This is a genomic window from Paenibacillus sp. FSL H8-0048, assembly GCF_038002825.1.
Classification (GTDB): Bacteria; Bacillota; Bacilli; order Paenibacillales; family Paenibacillaceae; genus Paenibacillus_AQ.
In genome coordinates this window covers 5,261,210-5,280,938 of the sequence record NZ_JBBODF010000001.1, presented here as the reverse complement: position 1 = coordinate 5,280,938, position 19,729 = coordinate 5,261,210, and the positions used below count along the sequence as shown (strand labels likewise).

At 55.1% G+C, this 19,729-nt stretch carries 14 protein-coding genes; 3 read left to right on the top strand and 11 right to left on the bottom strand.

Going from position 1 to position 19,729, the window contains the following annotated elements:
* Positions 1-70 precede the first annotated feature (70 nt).
* The 6 genes from NSU18_RS22610 to NSU18_RS22585 all read right to left on the bottom strand — a co-directional run bounded on the left by NSU18_RS22610 (position 71) and on the right by NSU18_RS22585 (position 8,375).
* Complete coding sequence (locus NSU18_RS22610) at positions 71-3,088, bottom strand: efflux RND transporter permease subunit (protein WP_341150112.1); 3,018 nt, start codon at positions 3,086-3,088, stop codon at positions 71-73.
* Between the two features lie 307 nt (positions 3,089-3,395).
* The gene (locus tag NSU18_RS22605) at positions 3,396-4,526 is read right to left on the bottom strand and encodes a cation:proton antiporter (protein ID WP_341150111.1); all 1,131 of its coding nucleotides are present in this window, start codon (positions 4,524-4,526) and stop codon (positions 3,396-3,398) included.
* Between the two features lie 147 nt (positions 4,527-4,673).
* Entirely contained in the window at positions 4,674-4,997 is a 324-nt protein-coding gene (locus tag NSU18_RS22600) for an L-rhamnose mutarotase (RefSeq protein ID WP_341150110.1), read from the bottom strand.
* Between the two features lie 108 nt (positions 4,998-5,105).
* Entirely contained in the window at positions 5,106-6,266 is a 1,161-nt protein-coding gene (locus tag NSU18_RS22595) for an ABC transporter permease (protein WP_341016277.1), read from the bottom strand.
* Entirely contained in the window at positions 6,259-7,425 is a 1,167-nt protein-coding gene (locus NSU18_RS22590) for an ABC transporter permease (RefSeq protein ID WP_341016275.1), read from the bottom strand. The genes NSU18_RS22595 and NSU18_RS22590 overlap by 8 nt, the downstream gene beginning before the upstream one ends.
* A gap of 14 nt (positions 7,426-7,439) precedes the next feature.
* Complete coding sequence (locus NSU18_RS22585) at positions 7,440-8,375, bottom strand: ABC transporter ATP-binding protein (protein WP_341016274.1); 936 nt, start codon at positions 8,373-8,375, stop codon at positions 7,440-7,442.
* Positions 8,376-8,569: 194 nt separating this feature from the next.
* Here NSU18_RS22585 and NSU18_RS22580 point away from each other — a divergent pair, with 194 nt between their 5' ends.
* Positions 8,570-9,727, top strand: coding sequence for a sensor histidine kinase (locus NSU18_RS22580; protein ID WP_341150109.1), 1,158 nt, complete (start codon positions 8,570-8,572; stop codon positions 9,725-9,727).
* A gap of 646 nt (positions 9,728-10,373) precedes the next feature.
* Positions 10,374-11,039: a response regulator transcription factor gene (locus NSU18_RS22575; protein ID WP_341150108.1), complete on the top strand. Its 666-nt coding sequence runs from the start codon at positions 10,374-10,376 to the stop codon at positions 11,037-11,039.
* Positions 11,040-11,680: 641 nt separating this feature from the next.
* Here NSU18_RS22575 and NSU18_RS22570 read toward each other — a convergent pair.
* The 5 genes from NSU18_RS22570 to ftsE all read right to left on the bottom strand — a co-directional run bounded on the left by NSU18_RS22570 (position 11,681) and on the right by ftsE (position 18,102).
* Entirely contained in the window at positions 11,681-13,027 is a 1,347-nt protein-coding gene (locus NSU18_RS22570; RefSeq protein WP_341150107.1) for a PDZ domain-containing protein, read from the bottom strand.
* A gap of 435 nt (positions 13,028-13,462) precedes the next feature.
* On the bottom strand, positions 13,463-14,929 hold the full coding sequence (locus NSU18_RS22565; protein WP_341150106.1) for a S41 family peptidase: 1,467 nt from the start codon (positions 14,927-14,929) through the stop codon (positions 13,463-13,465).
* A gap of 213 nt (positions 14,930-15,142) precedes the next feature.
* Complete coding sequence (locus tag NSU18_RS22560) at positions 15,143-16,468, bottom strand: murein hydrolase activator EnvC family protein (protein WP_341150105.1); 1,326 nt, start codon at positions 16,466-16,468, stop codon at positions 15,143-15,145.
* Between the two features lie 43 nt (positions 16,469-16,511).
* Entirely contained in the window at positions 16,512-17,426 is a 915-nt protein-coding gene (gene ftsX / locus NSU18_RS22555; protein WP_341016265.1) for a permease-like cell division protein FtsX, read from the bottom strand.
* On the bottom strand, positions 17,416-18,102 hold the full coding sequence (gene ftsE, locus NSU18_RS22550; RefSeq protein WP_341016263.1) for a cell division ATP-binding protein FtsE: 687 nt from the start codon (positions 18,100-18,102) through the stop codon (positions 17,416-17,418). The genes ftsX and ftsE overlap by 11 nt, the downstream gene beginning before the upstream one ends.
* A gap of 187 nt (positions 18,103-18,289) precedes the next feature.
* On the opposite strand from ftsE, the gene NSU18_RS22545 reads away from it, so the two are divergent.
* Positions 18,290-19,717 carry a VanW family protein gene (locus tag NSU18_RS22545; RefSeq protein ID WP_341150104.1) on the top strand — a complete coding sequence of 476 codons (1,428 nt, stop codon included), beginning with the start codon at positions 18,290-18,292 and terminating at the stop codon, positions 19,715-19,717.
* Positions 19,718-19,729: the final 12 nt, after the last annotated feature.

The window sequence follows — 19,729 nt, the reverse complement described above, 5'->3', positions numbered from 1 at the left end:
ATTATATAAGATTAGCCCGGTCCATAAATTTAGAGATTGTCTTTTTTTCTTTAAAAAATAGTCACCCGGATCAGCCTGGCAGATCCCCCGGTGCCGGAACGGCGGCAGCCTGCCTGCGCTGTTTGGCAGATTTGCGGAAGTAGAGCAGCTCGTAGATGGCCGGAACGACCAGCAGGGTCAGCAGAGTTGCTGCTGTCAGGCCGCCAATGACTACAATCGCCAGACTCTGCGAGACGATGCTTCCCTGCTCGGATTGCCCAAATAACAAGGGAAGCATGGCGCAGACGGTGGCAATCGCCGTCATCAGGATCGGACGCATCCGTGTACCCGCAGCTTCCAGAATGGCCTCGCGGATGGTCATCTGCTCCTCATTATGCTTGATCCGGTCAATTAGTACGATAGCATTGGTAACCACTATTCCGATGAGCATCAAGGCACCGAACAAAGCGGTGAAGTCAGGAGTGATCCCCGAGATCAGCAGCGCAATAATAGCTCCGATGGCGGCAAGCGGCAGGGAGAACATAATCGCCAGGGGCGCACGCAGCGTCTTGAAGGTCAGAACCATAATCAGGTAGACCAGTCCGATGGAGATCAGCGCCGTCATCCCCAGGTCGCCGAAGTCTCCGGCCTGCTGCGCTGAAGCACCGCCCGCGAATAGCGTGACCCCTTCTGGCAAGGTAATGCCTTCCGTCTGCTTGCCAATCTCCGCGCCAATGGCCGAGACCCGCTTCGGGTCTACCTCTGCTGTAATGCGGGCATAGGGCTTGCCGTCTTTATGATATAGCATAGCCGGCTGGTCGCTCACCGTAAGCTCAGCCACCTGTGACAGCGGCTGCGGACCGGATACCGTCATGATTGTCAGCTGCTGCAGTTCCTTCTGCGATGCAGGCTGCACTATGGGTTCAAGCACCACCGCAGCCGGAGAGCCGTCCAGCTCGATCTGGCCTAGCGGCACCGGATTCAGCATAGCCGCAAGCTGCATGGAGATCTCCTGAGCATTCGCCAATGCCGGATCTACCTTGAAAGCAAAGACCGGACGCGTGTCCTCCATATTGCTGGCGACCTTTTCCACCCCTTTAATCCCTTGTACTTTGGCGGCGACTTCCTTGGCTACGGTATGAATGACCTCCGGATCATCGCCTACGATATCAATATACTCACTGGTCGAGCTTACGCCCATCATACTGGCTGCTCCTGTGGTCAATGTAGCTCCGGCATAAGAGGATTGCAGACCGCGGATATGATCCATGAAAGCCTGTGCATCACTGCCTTCCTTCATCATAATCGTATAATCCACCTGCGTCAGGGAGACCACACTCCCCCACTGCGCGGAATCCGCACTATTGCCGGACTGCATAATAACGGTCTGCGCCTGCGGCTGCTTCATCAGCTCAGCTTCCAGCAGCTTGCCGTTCTCCAGCACCTCCGTTACAGGAACATTATTCGGATAGGCCAGCCGGACGGTTACAGTGCTGGCATCTGTAGCATCCAGCGCACCCTTCGGCATGGCGATATAGGCGCCAATGGAACCCGCCAAGAGCAGGAGTCCCAGCGATAACGTTAGCCATTTCCGCTGCAGATTCCATTCCAGGAAGCGGCTGAATCTACGGGAAGGCTCATGCTTCTTCAGCGCCGAACCCTTGAGCAGCCGGGAGCTCAGGACTGGTACAATGGTCAAAGCAACTACCAGCGAAGTCAGCAGCGAGTAGGTCACCGTCAAGGCAAACGGCAACAGGAAAGCCTGAAGGCCCCCGCGCAGCAGCCCCATCGGCAGGAAGACCGCTACCGTCGCGATGGTGGAGGTGGTAATGGCCCGGGCTACCTCCCCGGTAGCGCTGATGACCATGGAGCGGGACAATCGCTCCTGCTGCATCCGCCGGTAGATATTCTCAATCACTACGATGCTGTCATCGACCAGCCGTCCAACCGCAACGGCAACGCCGCCAAGAGTCACGATGTTGAGGGTGATCCCTGACATTTTCAGCAGATACAAGGTAACGGCCAGCGATAACGGAATGGACACCGCTGTGATCAGCGTAGCCCGGAGATTGCGCAGGAAGACCAGAATAACAATAGTAGCGAATAGAGCACCCAGCAGCACCTCCCGCAGCATACTGTTCACCGAGGTCACCACCATATCCGAGCTGCTGAAGATCATCGATACCTCGGCATTCGGGATACTGGCTGTAAGCTCCTTGGCAGTAGTACGGACCAAGCCGCCTACATCCACCGCATTGGCACTGGCCTCTTTGGTGACTACGAGGAACAACACATCCTTGCCGTTCGAGCGGCTGACACTTTCCTGATCAAGCTTGGGCGCTACAGCCGCAATATCACCCAGCGTGACTCCTGCTGCCACCGGCAGCTTGGCAAGCGAATCCACACTCTCGATGGCGGAGACCACATTCACATTTCCGCTCTGTCCGCCAATGGTCTGCTCCCCTACAGATGCCGATACGCTGCGGCCCTGAAGCAGTCCCATCACCTGCGCGGTATTCACGCCCTTGGCGGCCATCGCTGCCGGATCAAGCTTTACTTGCACCTGCGGCGAGGTTTTGCCGTATAGGGCTACGCTGGCTACACCCTTGATCTGCTGCATAGCAGGAAGAATCCGCTTCTCGGTAATCTCCAGATTCTCCTTCGTCATTCCTTCATCGAATGCAACCGTGACCTGCGACACAGGAATCATCGAGGTGTTCAGCTGAATGATGAACGGGTCCATCACCCCTTGCGGGAACTTCAGGGCGCGGACCGCCTTCTCCACCTCCTGCGCAGCTTCCTTCATATCCGACTTGCCGTCAAAATAAAGATCCACCTTGGCATAGCCGTCCGCCGATGTGGACATCTGTTCCGTCTTGCCTTTGATGAGTGCGGTTGCGGCCTCTATCGGCTTCGTCACCTGTGTCTCCATGGAATGCGCATCCTGCCCGGGTCCCAGCACGGCAACCGTCACCTGCGGGTTATCCGCCTCCGGCATGAATTCCATGGGCAGCGAGGTATAGCTCATCATTCCAACGACCAGCGCCATCACCACCAGCAGTCCGAGCGCCCCCTTATTGCCAAACGACCATTTCGTCAACCAAGTCATTATTGTGTACCCCTTCCATTCCATTAATAGTTCGAATGCGGGTAGTCTGTTCACGTATGTATACACGGCCGATTCTTGTTTCAGTGTAAGGGCTGAAGGCCAATGCCAAAACCGTCTCCCGGAGGGTTTCGCGGTCAGTCTTAAGGCGGGCGGCTTCTCCTCCATCAGACATATAGGCACAAAATAATGATGATTCAGGTACTTTGCAGGGAACCCAAAACATATTAAAAGGCCCCCAACAGAGGAGGCCGTTAATGGATCATTTATATAACATTAAGCGGGCTACAAGCATTCCGCACCGGACGGTTTACCGGAACATTCCCTTGAGCAGCGGCGGCGTGACCAGTGTAGTCAGAATCACAGCGATAATGACACCGGTAAAATATTCAGGAAGCAGCAGCCCGCTCGCCAGACCCGTAGAAGCGATAATCAGAGCGACTTCGCCTCTGGAAATCATGCCTGCGCCGATAATGAGCGAGGACCGCGTATTGAACCCGGTCAGCCGCGCGCCGATTCCGCCGCCCAGCCATTTGGCCAATATAGCGAATATGGATAACACCACCACAAATAGGATGTGGCTGCCCAGCCCCTCAAAGCTGACATTCAGCCCGATGCTCACAAAAAAGACCGGCACAAACAGCGTATAAGCAATCGGCTCTACTTTGGACTCTACCACCTGCTTGAAGGGTGTCTGGGCAATAGCAATTCCTGCGGCAAAGGCGCCGATGATTCCGGCCATTCCCATTTTCTCGGCAAAATACGCATAAGCAAAGAGAATCACCAGCGCAGCAGTCATGACCGCCTCGGTTACCCGCAAGGGGGCGAGCCAGCGCATCAGGCGGGGAACAGCAAGCCAGCCGGCAATGACAGCTACGGCGAAGAACAGCAGTTTTTGGCCGATCAGAAGACTTATCGGGATATTTCCCCCCGTACCGAAAAAGCTCATCAGCACCGCCAGCAGAATCACAACGAGAATATCATCAATCACCGCGGCCCCCAGAATGGTCGAGCCTTCCGGCGAATTCAGCCGTTCCATCTCCTTCAGCACCTGAACAGAGATACTGACCGAGGTCGCGCTCAGAATCACCCCCAGGAACAGCGCATTGTGATCCGCGAAGCCGAACCACTCCCCGATAGCGAAGCCGCCGGCAAAGGGCAGCAGTATCCCGCCCACAGCTACCGCAAATGCCGCCTTCCAGTTCTCACGCAGCTGCCTCAGGTCTGTCTCCAGTCCCGCCATGAACATCAGCAGCAGCACGCCAATCTCCGACATGTAATGTATGAATGCGCCCGGCTGCACCCAGCCGAGCACGGCGGGTCCGAGAAGGATGCCGACCAGCAGCTTCCCCAGCACCGCAGGCTGCCCGAGCCGCACAGACAAGTCCCCGGCCAGCTTGGTGAATAATAGAATCAGCAGTAAATACAGTATGAATTCCACTTGCGCTTTTCACTCCTTTTCCTAAAAAACCCGTAAAACGACAAAGAGAAGCCTTGGTGACAGGCTCCTCCTAATAACACTGAATTATTCAGTTCGCTTAAATGATTCTCTCCAGTATATCTCCAATCAACATTGCTGTAAACCGGATTACTTCAGATAAAAGACCTCGCGCAGCGGCACCATCGGAACCGCATCGTTGAAATCAAAGGAGCCCTCGACCATCTTCGAGGTGATCGCATTCCAGCGGTTGCAGGCCTCACTCCCGGCGATGTAGGCGAACGCAGCTTCCGTATCATTACATTCAAAGCAATAGAAGAACTGGTTGCCGTTCTGAAAAATCGAATAATTGCAGATGCCCGCCTTGCTGTGCTCCTCCAGAATCTCCGGCCACGGATCCAGATGCATTTGTACGTATTCCTCTAAGTATTCCTCTTTCACCTTCCAGGTCCAAGCCAGCTTATTGCTGCCCATCCTCGTATCCTCCTGTCATATATTCCTTTGATTTGATCATATCACATAATTATACAAATTGAATATGTCCGTTTTAGACATGAAGGGCAGCAAGGGTACGCTTTGGTCTCAGGTGCTGATTCCCGCTTCATTCGGACGGAGAATGGCAGAGCCAATCGCCAGCAGAACGGCAGCCATCAGGCCTAGAATCGCAAACGGCAGCCACAGTTCATTCCAGCCGCCGCCGGTTGCGGCAATGTCCACCGCCTGAATCGCCCATTTCTGCGGTGTAAAGTTGGCTAGTTTTTGCATATATTCCGGCATGATGGAGACGGGCCAGAAGCAGCCGCCCAGCATACAGGTCGGAGTGAGAATCAGCGAATTCAGCATCCCCGCATTACGCGGATTGCGGATCAGGCCTGCAACGGTGCTGGCGATGCCCATAGATACCAGCATGAAGGCCGCCAGCACCAGGAAGTAGAGAAAGAGCGGCATCTCGTAATCGTAGCGGAGCACCCATTTTCCCAGCACCAGCACAACAAGAATCTGAATCATTCCTACAAGGAAGCTGCCCAGGAAGTTGCCAAGCGCAATTTCATACGAACGGACCGGCGCGCTGAACATGCGCATCATGGTACGCCCTCTGCGGTCATCCGTGATCTGGGAGACGGAGCTGGTCACCAGTGCCATCAGGAACATAAGCGTCATCCCTGTAACCACGCCCAGCGTCTGCCGCGGATAGAGATCATAATCGGTGCGGGTGCCGCCCACATTGTGCTGCTCCGACTGCTTCAGTACAGCAGCGAGCTGCGCCTGCATATCACCTGTTCCTCCGCTTGCGGCAGCAACGGTATGCGCTGCTTCGGCAATCTGAGCGGCATTGGCGGTGATCTTCAGCTTCATCATGATGGAGCTTTCACTTGCCCGCAGCTCATAGATGCTGATCTGCGGCGGCTCCCCCGCCAGTAAGGCCGCAGTGTACCCGGCAGGAATGAACACCCCCACCGTCCCCTCCTGTTTAATGGTCGCTTCCTTCAAAGCGGCCTCATCGCTGCGCGGCTCGAACTTATATTCTCCGGCCTGCTCCAGCTCCGTAATCAAATGTCTGCCGGCTGCCCCCGTATCCGAGTTGACGTATAGAACGGTTGCCGGTCCCTCCGCCATCCCTCCAGTAAGGGAGATAATTGCTGCCACCACTACGCCTGGAAGCAGAATGAATACCATAAGCCCCCTGAAGGTGCCTATGCTTCGTCTGATCATATTCCAGGCAATAATTAATATTTTATCCACGGTAACCCACCTTCCGGTATGAGACAATCACTGCCGCGAATAATGCCGCGCTAATGAAGCACATCACCCACAGATTCGGCAAAAGCTGGTCCAGACCGGAATGCAGCATCATCCGGATGACCGCCTGCTGCACCCAATGGTTAAGCGTAAATGCACCTGCGCTGTTCACCCAGGAATCGGGAAGCGGCGCCATTCCTCCGCTGACGAAGGTCATCACTATAGTCAGGACACTAATGATATTCGTAGCAGTCGCCGAGGTCCGGCTGAAGAAGCAGATCAGTACGCCCAGCGTCATTGAGGCGGCAATCATCAGCAGACAGAACAGCAGCAGCAGTCCCGGGCGGTTGCCCCAGTAGACGCCGAACAGCCAGTCAGACAGCAGAATAATCGTAAGGCACTGCAGGATGCTGACCAGGCCTACGCCGAGCATTTTGCCAATGAACAGATGGCTGCCTTTTACCGGCATGGAATGGATTCTGAACAGCGTATGGTTCTCTTTATCGTTAAAAAGTGAGGCTGTCACAGTAAGTCCGCTGTACATCAGGAACATCAGCAGCATGGACGCCGCATAGAACTGAGCCGCCGAATAGGTCTTCCCGCCATTGTTCAGATCTCCCAGCACCACCCCCGGCTTCCCGGCAGGCGCCGAAGTCGCTGTAAGAGCCTTCGGTCCAAGCGTAACGGCTGCCGCCTGCTTATAATTCAGCTCCATCAGCAGATTGTCGAAGGCGGTTCCGGCTACCCGGTTATCTGCATGGCTCCTGCCCAGAATGAACTCCAGGCTCACCTTCTTACCGCTCTGCACCTCTTCATCAAAACCCGAAGGAACAATAACACCATAGGCATATTTGCTCGTGCGCAGCCCGCTCTCTGCGGCTTCACGGCTCTCTGTCTTGACAGGAATAATCAGCCCCTTCACCTCAGGCGTCTCCAGAAAAGCTGTAAGGATTGCAGATGCCTCTGCCCCTCCGCCTCCATTATTCACAATAGCTACACGCACAGGCTTGATCTCATCTGCCCCCTGTACCCCGACCACCCCGGAGAGCGAAGCGCCCAAGAGGAAGATCAGCACCAGCGGCAGCAGGAACATATTAAGCAGCAATGTGCGTGAACGGAGCTGTCTGCGCAGCTCAAATTTCATAATAATCCAGATATTCACGTTTCTTCCCCTCTCTAGTCCCGCAAGGTCCGGCCGGTCAGACTAAGGAACAAGGTCTCCAGATCCGGCTCTTCAATATTCAGGGAGGCAATGACCCCTTCGTGCTTGGAGAAAATAAACAGAATATCCTGGAGCGCACTTTGCGAGGAGGGAAGATACAGCTCGATCGCATCCTGTACCGCTTCTACCCGGTTGATCCGGGGATGCTGCCCCAGCTCGTTCACTAAGGCAGGGGTGATGCCCGCTGCTTTCACAACGATTTTCTCCTCGTGGGCCACCCGTTCGCGCAGCTCGTTCTCCGTACCGCAGGCAATGATATGCCCCTGGTCCATAATGGCTACCCGGTCACAGATCGCAGCTACCTCCTCCATATAATGACTGGTGTAGATCACCGACGACCCCATCTTATTCAAGGCCTTCACGGATTCCAGAATGTGATTGCGTGACTGCGGATCAATGCCGACTGTAGGTTCATCCATAATAATCAGGCGCGGCCGGTGCATGATGGCACAGGCGATATTCAGCCGTCTTTTCATCCCTCCCGAGAAGGTGGACGGCTTATCCTTGGCACGGTCGCTAAGTCCGGTGAACTCCAGCGCTTCCCGGGTCCGCTCCTTCAGCAGTTGTCCGCGCAGCCCATAGAGTCTGCCGAAAAAGCTTACATTATCGCTGGCCGACATATTCTCGTATAAAGCCAGTTCCTGTGGCACTAGGCCAATCCGCTTCTTCACCTCAAGCGGCCGCTCCCTTACGGACAGCCCGTCGATCCGGATCTCGCCGCTGTCGGCCTGGAGCAGTCCGCAGATCATGCTGATGGTCGTGCTCTTCCCGGCACCGTTCGGGCCCAGCAGGCCGAAGATTTCGCCCTCCTGGATATTGAAATTCACGTGATCCACAATCAGCTTACCGTCATATCTCTTCACAACATCGCTCAGTACCGCAAGTGCCATTGCCGATGCCCCCTATTCCTTCATTCTCGTATTCTTATTGTACAGTAGGGCAGGCACAGCCGAAGGTACTAAAGGTCATGATCCGGAGGTGACCAAAGTCATCTCCTGAAGAGCAGGGCTCTTATGCTAAGATGGATGTACCTGTGAAGAATGTTGACCGATAAGGAATATTGTATCTAAAAGGATGAGCTTACTTGACCAGAGAACTGATGCTGCTGCGCTACAGCCTGCTTATCATCCCGGCGATCCTCTCGATGCAAGTCTATGAATTCGCCGATTATGACTGGTTCACTCTGCATTTCATGCTGTTGATGCTGCTGGTCACACTAGGTACAAGGCCATCTGGATCTCTCGCCGCACTGACCGGAGGCATAGAGCTGGTCCTCACTGCCTGGCTTTGTTATGAATACGGGCCGCTGATGGTTTTTCCGGCCTTGTCTGCGGTGATCTCCTATACCCGGCGGCAGCCCAAGAATACAGCCCTTACCTTCTTCTGTATTCATCTGGCCCTGCTGAATGCCGCCCTGCTTCATGCGGCTCCGGCAGTGCTTGTGTTCACGAACCTTACCTTCCTGCTGTGTGCCGGCTTGAACCTGCTGCTGCTCCGGACAGGGCGCGGGCGTGCCGATACCTTATTCCTCTATGACGAGCTGCGCAAGAAGCATTTCGAGCTGGAAGAGGCCCGCGCAAGGCTGCTTCAGTTCACCTCGCACATAGAGGTGGCCGCGCAGGCCGAGGAACGGGTACGGATTGCCCGCCAGCTGCATGATGACATCGGTCACCGGCTGATCCGGGTCAAGATGATGACTGAAGCGGCCATTCACACAATTCCTGCCGCACCCGAGACGGGACTTCAGATGATGAACCAGATCCGGGATCAGCTCTCGGGCAGTATGGATGATATGCGTGCGGCGCTGAAGCGGATTAACCCGACTCCGCAGTCAGAAGGTGCCTATGCGCTGGACCGGCTGCTGGAGGAAGTGGGCCGCGATACCGGCATTGCCACCTCCTATACGGTGCAAGGGATTCCTTATCCGCTCTATCCGAGCCTTCAGGTTGTGCTGTACACCAATGCCCGGGAGGCCATCACCAATGCGCTGCGGCACGGTCAGGCCAGCTCCGTATGGGTGGAGATCACCTATACGGAGCATGAGGTACGGATGGAGACCGGCAATAACGGGAAGCTGCCGGTAGCTGACCCGCTGAGCCGTCTGCCGGGCAGCAGCGGGATGGGCATGAAGGGCATGAGCGAGCGCTGCTCCATGGTGGGCGGGACGCTGGAGCTGCGGCTGGAGCCGCAGTTCACAGTTGTTACCCGGCTGCCGGTGTACCGGCAGCCGGAGGGAGTGTAGACTGGCAGGATACGGGACTGCGGGGATGCAGGGAAAGGTGGGTGACACTTCCTGGGGGATATGCGGAGTCGATGGGGCGAGCGCTACCTCCTGCCCCAAACTGGAGGGGATATGCTACCTTGTGCTCCAAACAAGTGGAAAAATGTATGTTAATTTCACAGTTTCCGATGATTTTAGGAAATTAGTTGGAAAAACAGCATCTACTGTTGCTGGTTGTGATGCTGACGGACGAATTAGGAGTAATTAAGTGTCATTTTTCCAGCTGTTGTCCCCAGAGAGGGCATTTGCTAATCAGCAAGTGCTCAAAATCCAACTATTTTCCCATGCTAGAACATCGGCAGACTAATCTGCTGTCCTACTATTCGCTCGAACTGTGGCATCGGCAGAATGGTCAGTTCTTCAACAATCCTTGTTTCGCAGTATCGCCAAACTGATCAGTTGTCTAACTATTTCTCCACGCCACAACACCAGCAGACTGATCCGCTCTCCAACTGTAACGCATGCTGCTGCTTCCCGTTATATCGCATCCTCCAACTTCCTATATTAGTTTTATAAGAGAGGAGCCAGATGGGAAGTTTGCGCACACTCATCGAGTTCGCCGGGGATGGATAGCGGGAGTATACTCACAGACAAGAGGTGCCGAACCATGATTAGAGTATTGATTGTTGACGACGATTCTTTTATCCGCGAGAGCTTGAAGGTATTGATCGGAATGGATGCCGGTATTGAAGTGGCGGGAACCGCAGGGGAGGGCCGGGAGGCTCTCTCCTTGCTGGGGGAGCTGCCCGGCGGAGCGGATGTTGTACTTATGGATATCCGTATGCCGGGATGTGACGGAGTGGAAGGTACATGGCTGATCAAAGAAGCTTATCCGGCTGTAGCTGTTCTAATGCTGACGACCTTCGATGATGACGAGTATATTATTGAGGCTCTGCGCGCCGGAGCCAGCGGATATCTGCTCAAGAACATCCCGCCGGACCGGATCATTCAAGGCATCAAGACCGTACATGAGGGCAATATGCTCATTCATCCCGAGATCGCCCGCAAGCTGGCGGGCTTCCTCCAGCCATCCGCGCGTCAGGAAGCCTCCGAGGCGGATCAGCCGCTTGCTGCCTACGGCCTGACCAGGTCCGAGCAGGCAGTCGTCACCTCCATTGCAGAGGGACTCACCAACAAAGAAATCGCCGCCAAGCTGTTCCTGAGCGAAGGCACCATCAAAAACTATATTACCGACATCCTCAGTAAGCTCGGCGTACGTGACCGGACACAGATTGCGATTCTGTATCTGAAAACAGAGCGGGGGAACCCTTGAGCCACAGATTGGCCACCCCTCGCCAATCCTGAGAGTTTCCTCTCACAGATTGATTGCATGAATCGCATTGTTGTACATTTTGCAGGATTCTTCTAGAGTGTTATGGGCTACGGGCTACGGGCTACGGGCTACGGGCTACGGGCTACGGGCTACGATACATTGTTGCATTATTTGCAGGAATTCCGGAGCTTAGTGCGATCCACACCGTCCGAGTGTGATCGGTTTTTCGATTACACTTGGCCCACGTGCCCAATCAACGCTGAATGTGATCGGTTTTTCGATTACATTTGGTCCACGTGCCCAAGCAGTCGAATGTGATCGGTTTTTCGATTACATTTGGTCCACGCACCCAAGCAGCGCCGAATGTGGTCGGTTTTTCGATTACATTTGGACCACGTGCCCAATCAACGCTGAATGTGATCGGTTTTTCGATTACATTCGCCCCGCACACCACCACCCGGCGCATTGTATTCAGTTTCCCGCATACATTCCAGGTACCTCACACCACTCCCTTAACAACTATTAATATAAAGAGGCCCGTTCCCCCTGAACTTAGTTCAGGGAGAACGGGTCTCTTTAACCTTCCGCGCCAGCAACCGCTGGGGGAGCCAATTACGTTGGTAATCTACCGTCAGACGCCGTCAGACACCAGCAGATTCCTGCTTGGCCTCTGCCGGCGAGGTCTGCTTAGCCTCTGCTGGCGGCGTCTTCTTCGTCCGGCCCAGCCGGTCACCCTGCACTCCACGCTGCCGTATGCCTGACCGCATCCCGATGATGCTGAAGATGCTGGAAGGCTTGGTCTCTGCGGTGATGCCCCCGTCCGGGTCCGGCACCAGAATGATGCCTAGCTGATGATGGTCCCCGGCATAGATCGCGCGCTGCAGATACTTGCTCTCGCCTGCGCGGTTCTGCACCTCCAGCTTGCAGAACGCGGGGTTCATGCGCATCGCCTCATGCAGCTGCGCCGCGCTGGTCAACAGGACCCCGTTGACCTTCAGCAGGATCTCGCCGGGCAGGATGCCCAGCTCCTGCGCGGGGCTGCCCTGCAGCACGGCCAGCACCTTGCGGCCGGCTGGGGGATGCACGAAGACGGGGCTAAGGCTGCGCTCCTCCAGAGCGCTGTACCAGCTTAACCCTTCGTGCAGCAGAATAGCCGCGAGCGCCGCGACAACCGTCAGCGGGCTCCATAGGTCCGCAAGCAGGCTAAGGCCGAGCAGGACGGCGCTGTAGACCAGCAGCCGTCCGAACGTCCGGGCCGCCTTGCGTCCGGGCAGCATGCCCTGGGTCATCTCACTGAAGCCGATGATGACCGGCAGCGAGACCAGGCCGAGGCCCCCGCCCAGCAGCGGATGCCACGGCAGGTCACCGATTCCGCTGCCTGCCGGAATCAGCACGAACAGCGGCAGCGGCCAGAAGGCCTGCAGCTGATAGCCGCCCACCACCTTGCCGCGCTTGCCGGCAAGGAACAGCGGCGTCGCCAGCCGGGGCCCCTGCCAGCGCGCCAGCAGCGCCTCGGCCACGTGAAGCAGCGCGGCGAGCGCTAGCAGCGCGGGAATATCCATCTCCCGCACAGCACCAGCAACCGTTCCGGCGACTCCGCTCTGTAGCGTCTCCGGGAAGAACGACAGTACAAACTGCACAATGCCAAGCACGCCTATGGCATACGCAAAGCATAAATAACGCACCCGAAACAGCATTAAGACAAGGCTGACTACCCAGATACAGGCTACAGCCGTATAGGATACCGAAACTCCCAGTGCAACTGCGGTAAGGGAGACCATCAGCCCCATGAGGCCGCCGGTCCAGACGGTCCGCCAGGTTTCTGGTCCCCAGCTATGCAGCTTCACATGAATAAGCTTCCGTTCCAGAACTACCTGCCTACGGTAATACAGGGCAATAAATAGAATAGCGATATAGTAATAGGGCTGCATCAGCAGATGAAGGACTGCTGTGCCTAAGCTGGTCAGCAGCTCCGGGAGGACATTCAACGGTTCGCACACTCCTTTTCATAGCCTAGAGCATAGGTGTTTCTTTGGTTCAAGTGGAAACGGCTTTGCCGTCCCTTTGAAGGACAGCACCGTTTTAGCGAGAAATAGAAAGATAAGTTATGGAGTGAAACATATAACTTCTTATATTTGAACAAAATCATCCTAACGACGAGCACATTGTATACTGTTTTTCACATACATTCGGACCATATGCCTGCTTGCGAACACATTGTATGCTGTTTTCACATACATTCGGGCCATATGCCTGCTTACGAGCACATTGTATACTGTTTTTCGCATACATTCGGACCATATGACGCTGTACCAGGCAAGCGGATTCGATTTTGAGCCTACCTTCAGCCTTCAGTCACATTCAGCGCGAAGCATATTAATTCTTATCTTGTAAAGAAAAAAAGAAGGCTGAAATCAGCCTTCTTACTTTTTCGACGCCGCAGCCTTGATTTCCTTCTGAATTTCTTCGATCCCCTTATTCCGCTGGTTATCATTCGCCGGATCCTGGATGACCTTGATCAGCGCCAGCTCCAGCGCTTCAGCGGTCTTGGCATCAATCGAGCCTGTCGACTTCAGCTTGGCTGCACTCTGGAATTTCTTGACCGCTTCTTTGGTCCCGGCATCAAAGTAGCCGTCCTTGCGGCCCGGCTTGTAGCCTAGCCCATCCAGCATGGTCTGTGCACTTTTGACATCTGCATTGTTCATATTATATTGCAGCGTAACACTCTTGTTAATCGGCGCCACCGAGAAGTAATCCGGCTGGGCTACGGCGATATCCGGCTTAATGCCCTTGCCGTGAATCCAGGTACCGTCTGGCGTCAGCCACTTGGCAATCGTAATCTTCAGCAGGCTTCCGTCACCGAGCTGCTCCTCGAAGCTGGTCTGCACGGTTCCTTTGCCGAACGAATTCTCGCCGATCAGCTTAGCTCCGGCAGATTGCTGCAGGGCTCCGGCCATGATCTCCGAAGCGCTCGCGCTGCCTTTGTTCATCAGCACGACTACCGGATACTTCTTGCTTGATCCCTTAGAGGTGCTGATCTCGCGCCGCTTGTTCTTATCCTCCACCTGTACGATGGCTTTGCCGGAAGGAACGAACTGTTCAACCATCTCAATGACGACCGGCAGCACACCGCCCGGGTCATTGCGGACATCAATAACAAGTCCCTTCATGCCTTGCTTCTCCAGCTTCGTCAGCTCTTCCTTGAACCGCTCCGAGGTATTCTGAGAGAACTGCGTAACCTCGATTACACCGACATGCTCCTTCTCCATCTTCGCATAGACTGTCTCCAGTCTGACATCATCACGGGTGATGACGAATTGCAGCGGCTCTGCTGTTCCGGTCCGCTGGACCTTCAGGGTCGCCTTACTGCCCTTGGGACCGCGGATTTTGGCTACAGCCGCATTCAGCTCCAGCCCTTCCAGCGATTCTCCGTTCACGGAGAGGATTACATCCTTGGCTTGAATGCCGGCCTTCTCTGCCGGTGAGCCCTTGATAGGGGAGACTACAACAACCTTGCCGTTGTCGGAGGAGACTTCAGCACCAATCCCCGAGAAGGAGCCTTCGATGCTCTCCTCGAACCGCTGCGCCGTCTCCTTGCCCATGTAGTTCGAATACGGGTCACCCAGTGCTTCCATCATTCCGTTGACCGCACCGTCAATCAGCTTCTCCCGGTCGACCTTCTCATAATAATTGCCCTCGATCAGGCTAAGAGCGGTACCCAGCTTCTTCGATTCCTTCTCCTGTAATCCGGCAGTCTGCAGGACCGTTGCCAGCCCTTCACCTGCGGCTTGTCCGAATACCTGCACATAACCGGTCACGCCCAGAGTCAGCAGACTGCCGCACAGCAGTGCCGCGACGATCATAAAGGCCGCAGTGCTTTTCTTTAACATGATGTTCCCACCGTCCCTTCTTGTCCATCTTAACACCAGCATGGGCCCGTTCCATGAGAAACGGCATCTCTTCCAGTATATGCCGCAGCACGAAAATATATTTATTTTATAAATTGAACTGATGATTTTTATGTTTTAGGATTGGACGGGACTCCATTTTCTCAGTTCAATCTAAATAGTTCAGCCAAACTTAAAATCTTTCCATCACTCCGCCTACAGATAAGGCATAGGATTCACCGGTTTCCCGTTGATCCGCACTTCAAAATGCAGATGCGGGCCGGTAGAACGTCCCGTTGAACCGGATTCCGCAATCGTCTGACCGCGCTCCACCCGGTCTCCCTCGCTCACTCTAATGCCGCCTTCGCGGATGTGACCGTACAGCGTCCACACCCCGCCGCCATGGTCGATAATGACACAATAACCATAACCGCTATACCAGCGTGCTACCACAACTGTTCCGGAATCCGCTGCATGGATACTCGTACCCTGCGGTACGGCAAAGTCTATACCGGTATGCAGCTTGCCGACTTCATGCGTCACCGGATGGGTCCGGTAGCCAAAAGGAGAAGAGATCCGCGCGTAGCCCACCGGCCGCAGGTAAGGACCATCGCCGCCGGAATATTCTTCAACGCTCGCAACGGAGGAACTGCCGCCACCGGAAGACTTGGACGCCTTCGCGGCCTTGGCAGCTTCAGCTGCCTTGGCTGCGGCTATTGCCGCCCGGCGCTGCGCCTCAGCCTTCGCTGCAGCCGCTCTGCGCGCCGCTTCCTCCGCCTTTAGCTTGTCCTTCTGCGCTTCTAGAGAAGAGCGGGTGCTAGCCAGCTCTACCAGCTTAGCATCCTGTTCAGCAGAGATGACCTCCGAATTCTGAATCTCCTCATCATAATAAGCGATGAGCTCCTGCTTCTCCGCTTCCTTCTCCTTCAGCATACTGCGCTGGGCTTCCAGATCGGTATACAGCTGCTTCGCCGTGGCATATTGCCCTTCCAGCTCCTGCTTCTTGGTAATCACGGTCTGCTTGTCCAGCTTATGCTGCACCAGCAGGTCCTGATCCTGATCCACGATCATCTTCAGGGAATCGGCCCGGTCCAGGAAATCGGAGAAGCTGGTCGAGGACAGCAGCACATCCAGATAGGAGACTGCGCCATCCGTGTACATGAGACGGACACGGGATTCCAGCAGCTTTTCACGGGAGGCCACGCGCGCCTCCGCCTCATCCAGCTCCGTTGCCGTCACGGTAAGCGACTTCTCCGTGCTGGCAATTTTGCCGGATATCGTGGTCATCTCACCCTTCACCTGGGCAATCTGCCCCAGCACATAGTCCAGATTCAGCGTGGTCTTATTCTTATAGTGCTTCGCCTCTTGATTACGGGAGTCCGCCTTCTCCTGCGCCGCCTTGGCCGCCTGGACCTCCTGCTGCAGCTGCTTCAGCTGCTTATCGATTTCGGCAACACTTGTTTTCTTCGCATATCCGTCAGAGGGTCCGAACATTGTGACAGCCAGCAATATTACGGCCATTCCGGCAGCAATCTTTTTCAACTTGCACTCTCCGTCCTTTGTTCAAATATAAGAATGATACAGGCTATACCTTCAAGAACTTGCGGATCGACACCGTGCTGCCCCATACTCCAATCAGTACACCGAGGCCCACCAGCAGACCGCACAGCAGCAACCAGATATTTTCAAACGGAATCAGTTGAAGCCCCAGCATCGGATCTCCCTTCACGGAAGATACCAGACTGCTGTAACCGGCGTAGAGCACACCCGAGGTTACCACTGAACCAATCAATCCGATCAGAGCGCCTTCGATAAAGAAGGGCCAGCGGATGAAATAATTCGTCGCGCCTACAAGCTTCATAATGCCGATTTCCTTGCGGCGGGCCAGAATCGTTACCCGGATAGTATTCGAGATCAGGAACATCGACATCAGCGCCAGTCCCGCTACAAAAATAAACCCGATATTCCGCACCGCCTTGGTTACCTTGAATAAAGTCTCTACAGAGCCTTTACCGTAGTTCACCTTGTAGATCGGCTGCTCTTCATGTGTCTTGTTCAGTGCTTCTATCTTCTCCGCTACAAACGGAACCGTGGTCGGCTCAATGACTTCAACGAGCAGCTTGTCCGGCAGCGGATTATTGTCTTCATCGAAGCCTTCAAGGAGCTCGGCGGCATCCGGCCCCATATCTTCACGGAATTCCTTCAAACCCTGTTCTTTGGAGACGAACTCCACCTTGCTGACTTCCGGCATATTGCCGATTTCGTTTTCCAGCTTCTCCCGCATCTTCTGGTCCGTATTCAGCGTCAGATGCACATTGATCTGCACCTGGCTGTCTGCTTTGTCCGCAATTTGATTGACGTTGAGCACCAGCAGGATGAACACTCCGAGTACGAAGAGAGAGACAACGATGGAAGTGATGGACGCCACCGACATCCAGCCGTTGCGGAATACGTTTTTGAAGCCTTCCCGCAAATGCCGCAAGAAGGTTTTAAAACTCATAACCGTATTCCCCTCTCAATTGGTCTCTGACGATCGTTCCATTCTCAATGGCAAGCACCCGTTTGCGCATTTTGTTCACAATATCCCGGTTGTGGGTCGCCATAACGATCGTGGTGCCGCGAAAATTAATCTCATCCAGCAGCTGCATAATGCCCCACGAGGTCTCCGGGTCCAGATTGCCGGTGGGCTCGTCCGCAATAATAACTGAAGGGTTGTTCACGATGGCCCTGGCAATCGCGATCCGCTGCTGCTCTCCCCCTGAGAGCTGTGAGGGCTCACGCCCCGCCTTGCTGCGCAGTCCCACCAGATCGAGCACTTCATTCACACGCTTCTTGATAATCTTCTTCGGCGCCTCAATCACATCCATCGCAAAAGCCACATTCTCATACGCCGTCATCTTCGGCAGCAGCCGGAAATCCTGAAAGACCACGCCGATGTTACGGCGCACATAAGGGATCTTACGGGGCTTCAGCTTGCCGATATTGAACCCGCCTACAGAGATCTGTCCTTTGGTTGGCGTTTCTTCTCTATAAATTAATTTCATGAACGTTGATTTCCCTGCGCCGGACGGTCCAACTACATAGACGAACTCATTCCGGTCGATTTTGACCGATATTCCTTGCAATGCATGGGTCCCGTTGGGATAGGTCTTCCATACATCCTGCATTTCAATCATTGTCTCACTTCCCGATTCTGACATCTTCCGCCGGTCCACTGGGCCGGGGGCTTCCATAAACTGCATGATTACCGCAGGCGTATCTATTGTAACAAATCCATAACCCCTTGAGTACCCGAAAGTTTTACCGAATCCTTACATATACATAAAAACATCAGGTTTCGCCCCATAGAAGGAGAGATTACTTATGAAAAAAATACACGCCGCTCTCATCGCGGGTTTTGGTCTGATGCTGGCCGGTTCACTGGCTGCCGGAGGGCTTCATCTGTACGGCAGTCAGCCCACCCTGCCCGCAATCACCGCTATCGCAGGCTGGGAGGTAGGCGGCATGAACATCGCCGACGTAGCGGCCGGAATGGATGCAAGACTTCAGGCGCTGGAAGCTACTCCTCTCATGCTGAAGGCAAAAAACAACGCCGGTCTCCAGCTTACCCTTAAGCAGGCAGGTGTGACCTATGAAGCCGGGGATTTCCTCCAGGCGCTGAAGACACTGACGGACGGCACGCTGATGGAGCGGGTACAAGCCCGGCGCAGCTGGCCCGGCAGCTGGAATATGGAGATTCAGCTGCAGACTTCGCAGCTTAAGAGTCTCTTGAATCCCGAGTGGGAAAAAGAAGCCTTCGGCGTTCCCGTCGATGCGGTCCGGCAGATCACCGGAGATGACCGGGTCGTATATACGCCGGGCACCTCCTCCTACGAGGTGGACTGGCAGGCCCTGGAGCTTGCGATGCAGGCGGCGGTGCCTACCCGGCTGGCCGCTGACGGCAAGCTTCAAGATCAGCAGATTCAGCTGGAGGTTCCCCTTGCCGTCAAGCAGCCGAAGATCACGCTGCAGGCGCTTAAGGATCAGGGCATCGAACGCAAAATTGTCCAGTTCAGCACCTCCCTCGGGGCCAGCGGCCCCGGGCGCAGCTTCAATGTAGAGGCCGCCGCCAAAGCCGTGAACGGCACGGTGCTGCCGCCGAATGCGGTTTTTGATTACGGAAAAGCAATCCAGAAGGCCCAGACCGAATACGGCTTCCGCGAAGCCCCGGTCATCGTGAATGGCAAGCTCCAGCCCGGCACGGGCGGGGGGATCTGCCAGGTCTCCAGCACCCTGTATAATGCCGCGCTGCGCTCGGGGCTTGAGATCGTAGAACGGCGCAACCACTCGCTTCCGGTCAGCTATCTGCCCAAGGGGCAGGACGCCACTTTTGCCGAGGGATATATTAATTTCCGCTTCCGCAACAACACCGGCAAATATCTGATCATCAAATCCGAAGTCCAAGGGCGCACGCTGACCATCAAGCTGTTCGGCACGTTCCCGAAGAACGTCACCTATTCGATTGAATCCAGAACCGTAGAAGTGCTGCCTCCCACAGATAAATATGTGAGCGATGCCTCGCTCCCCAAGGGCGGAACCCGGGTCGTGCTTGCCGGTAAAACCGGCTATGTAGTTGAAACTTACATTACCCGCCATGTGGATGGAAAAGCGGTAGAAAGAAATCTGCTCTCCCGCGATACCTATTACGCCCAGAAACGTGTCATCGCCATCAACCGCGGCGGGATGAGCAAATCCGATCAGCCCGAATCCCCGCGCAGACAGCTTGTCGAGGATGGAGTGAAGGTGCGGTAACGTCTATGCCCC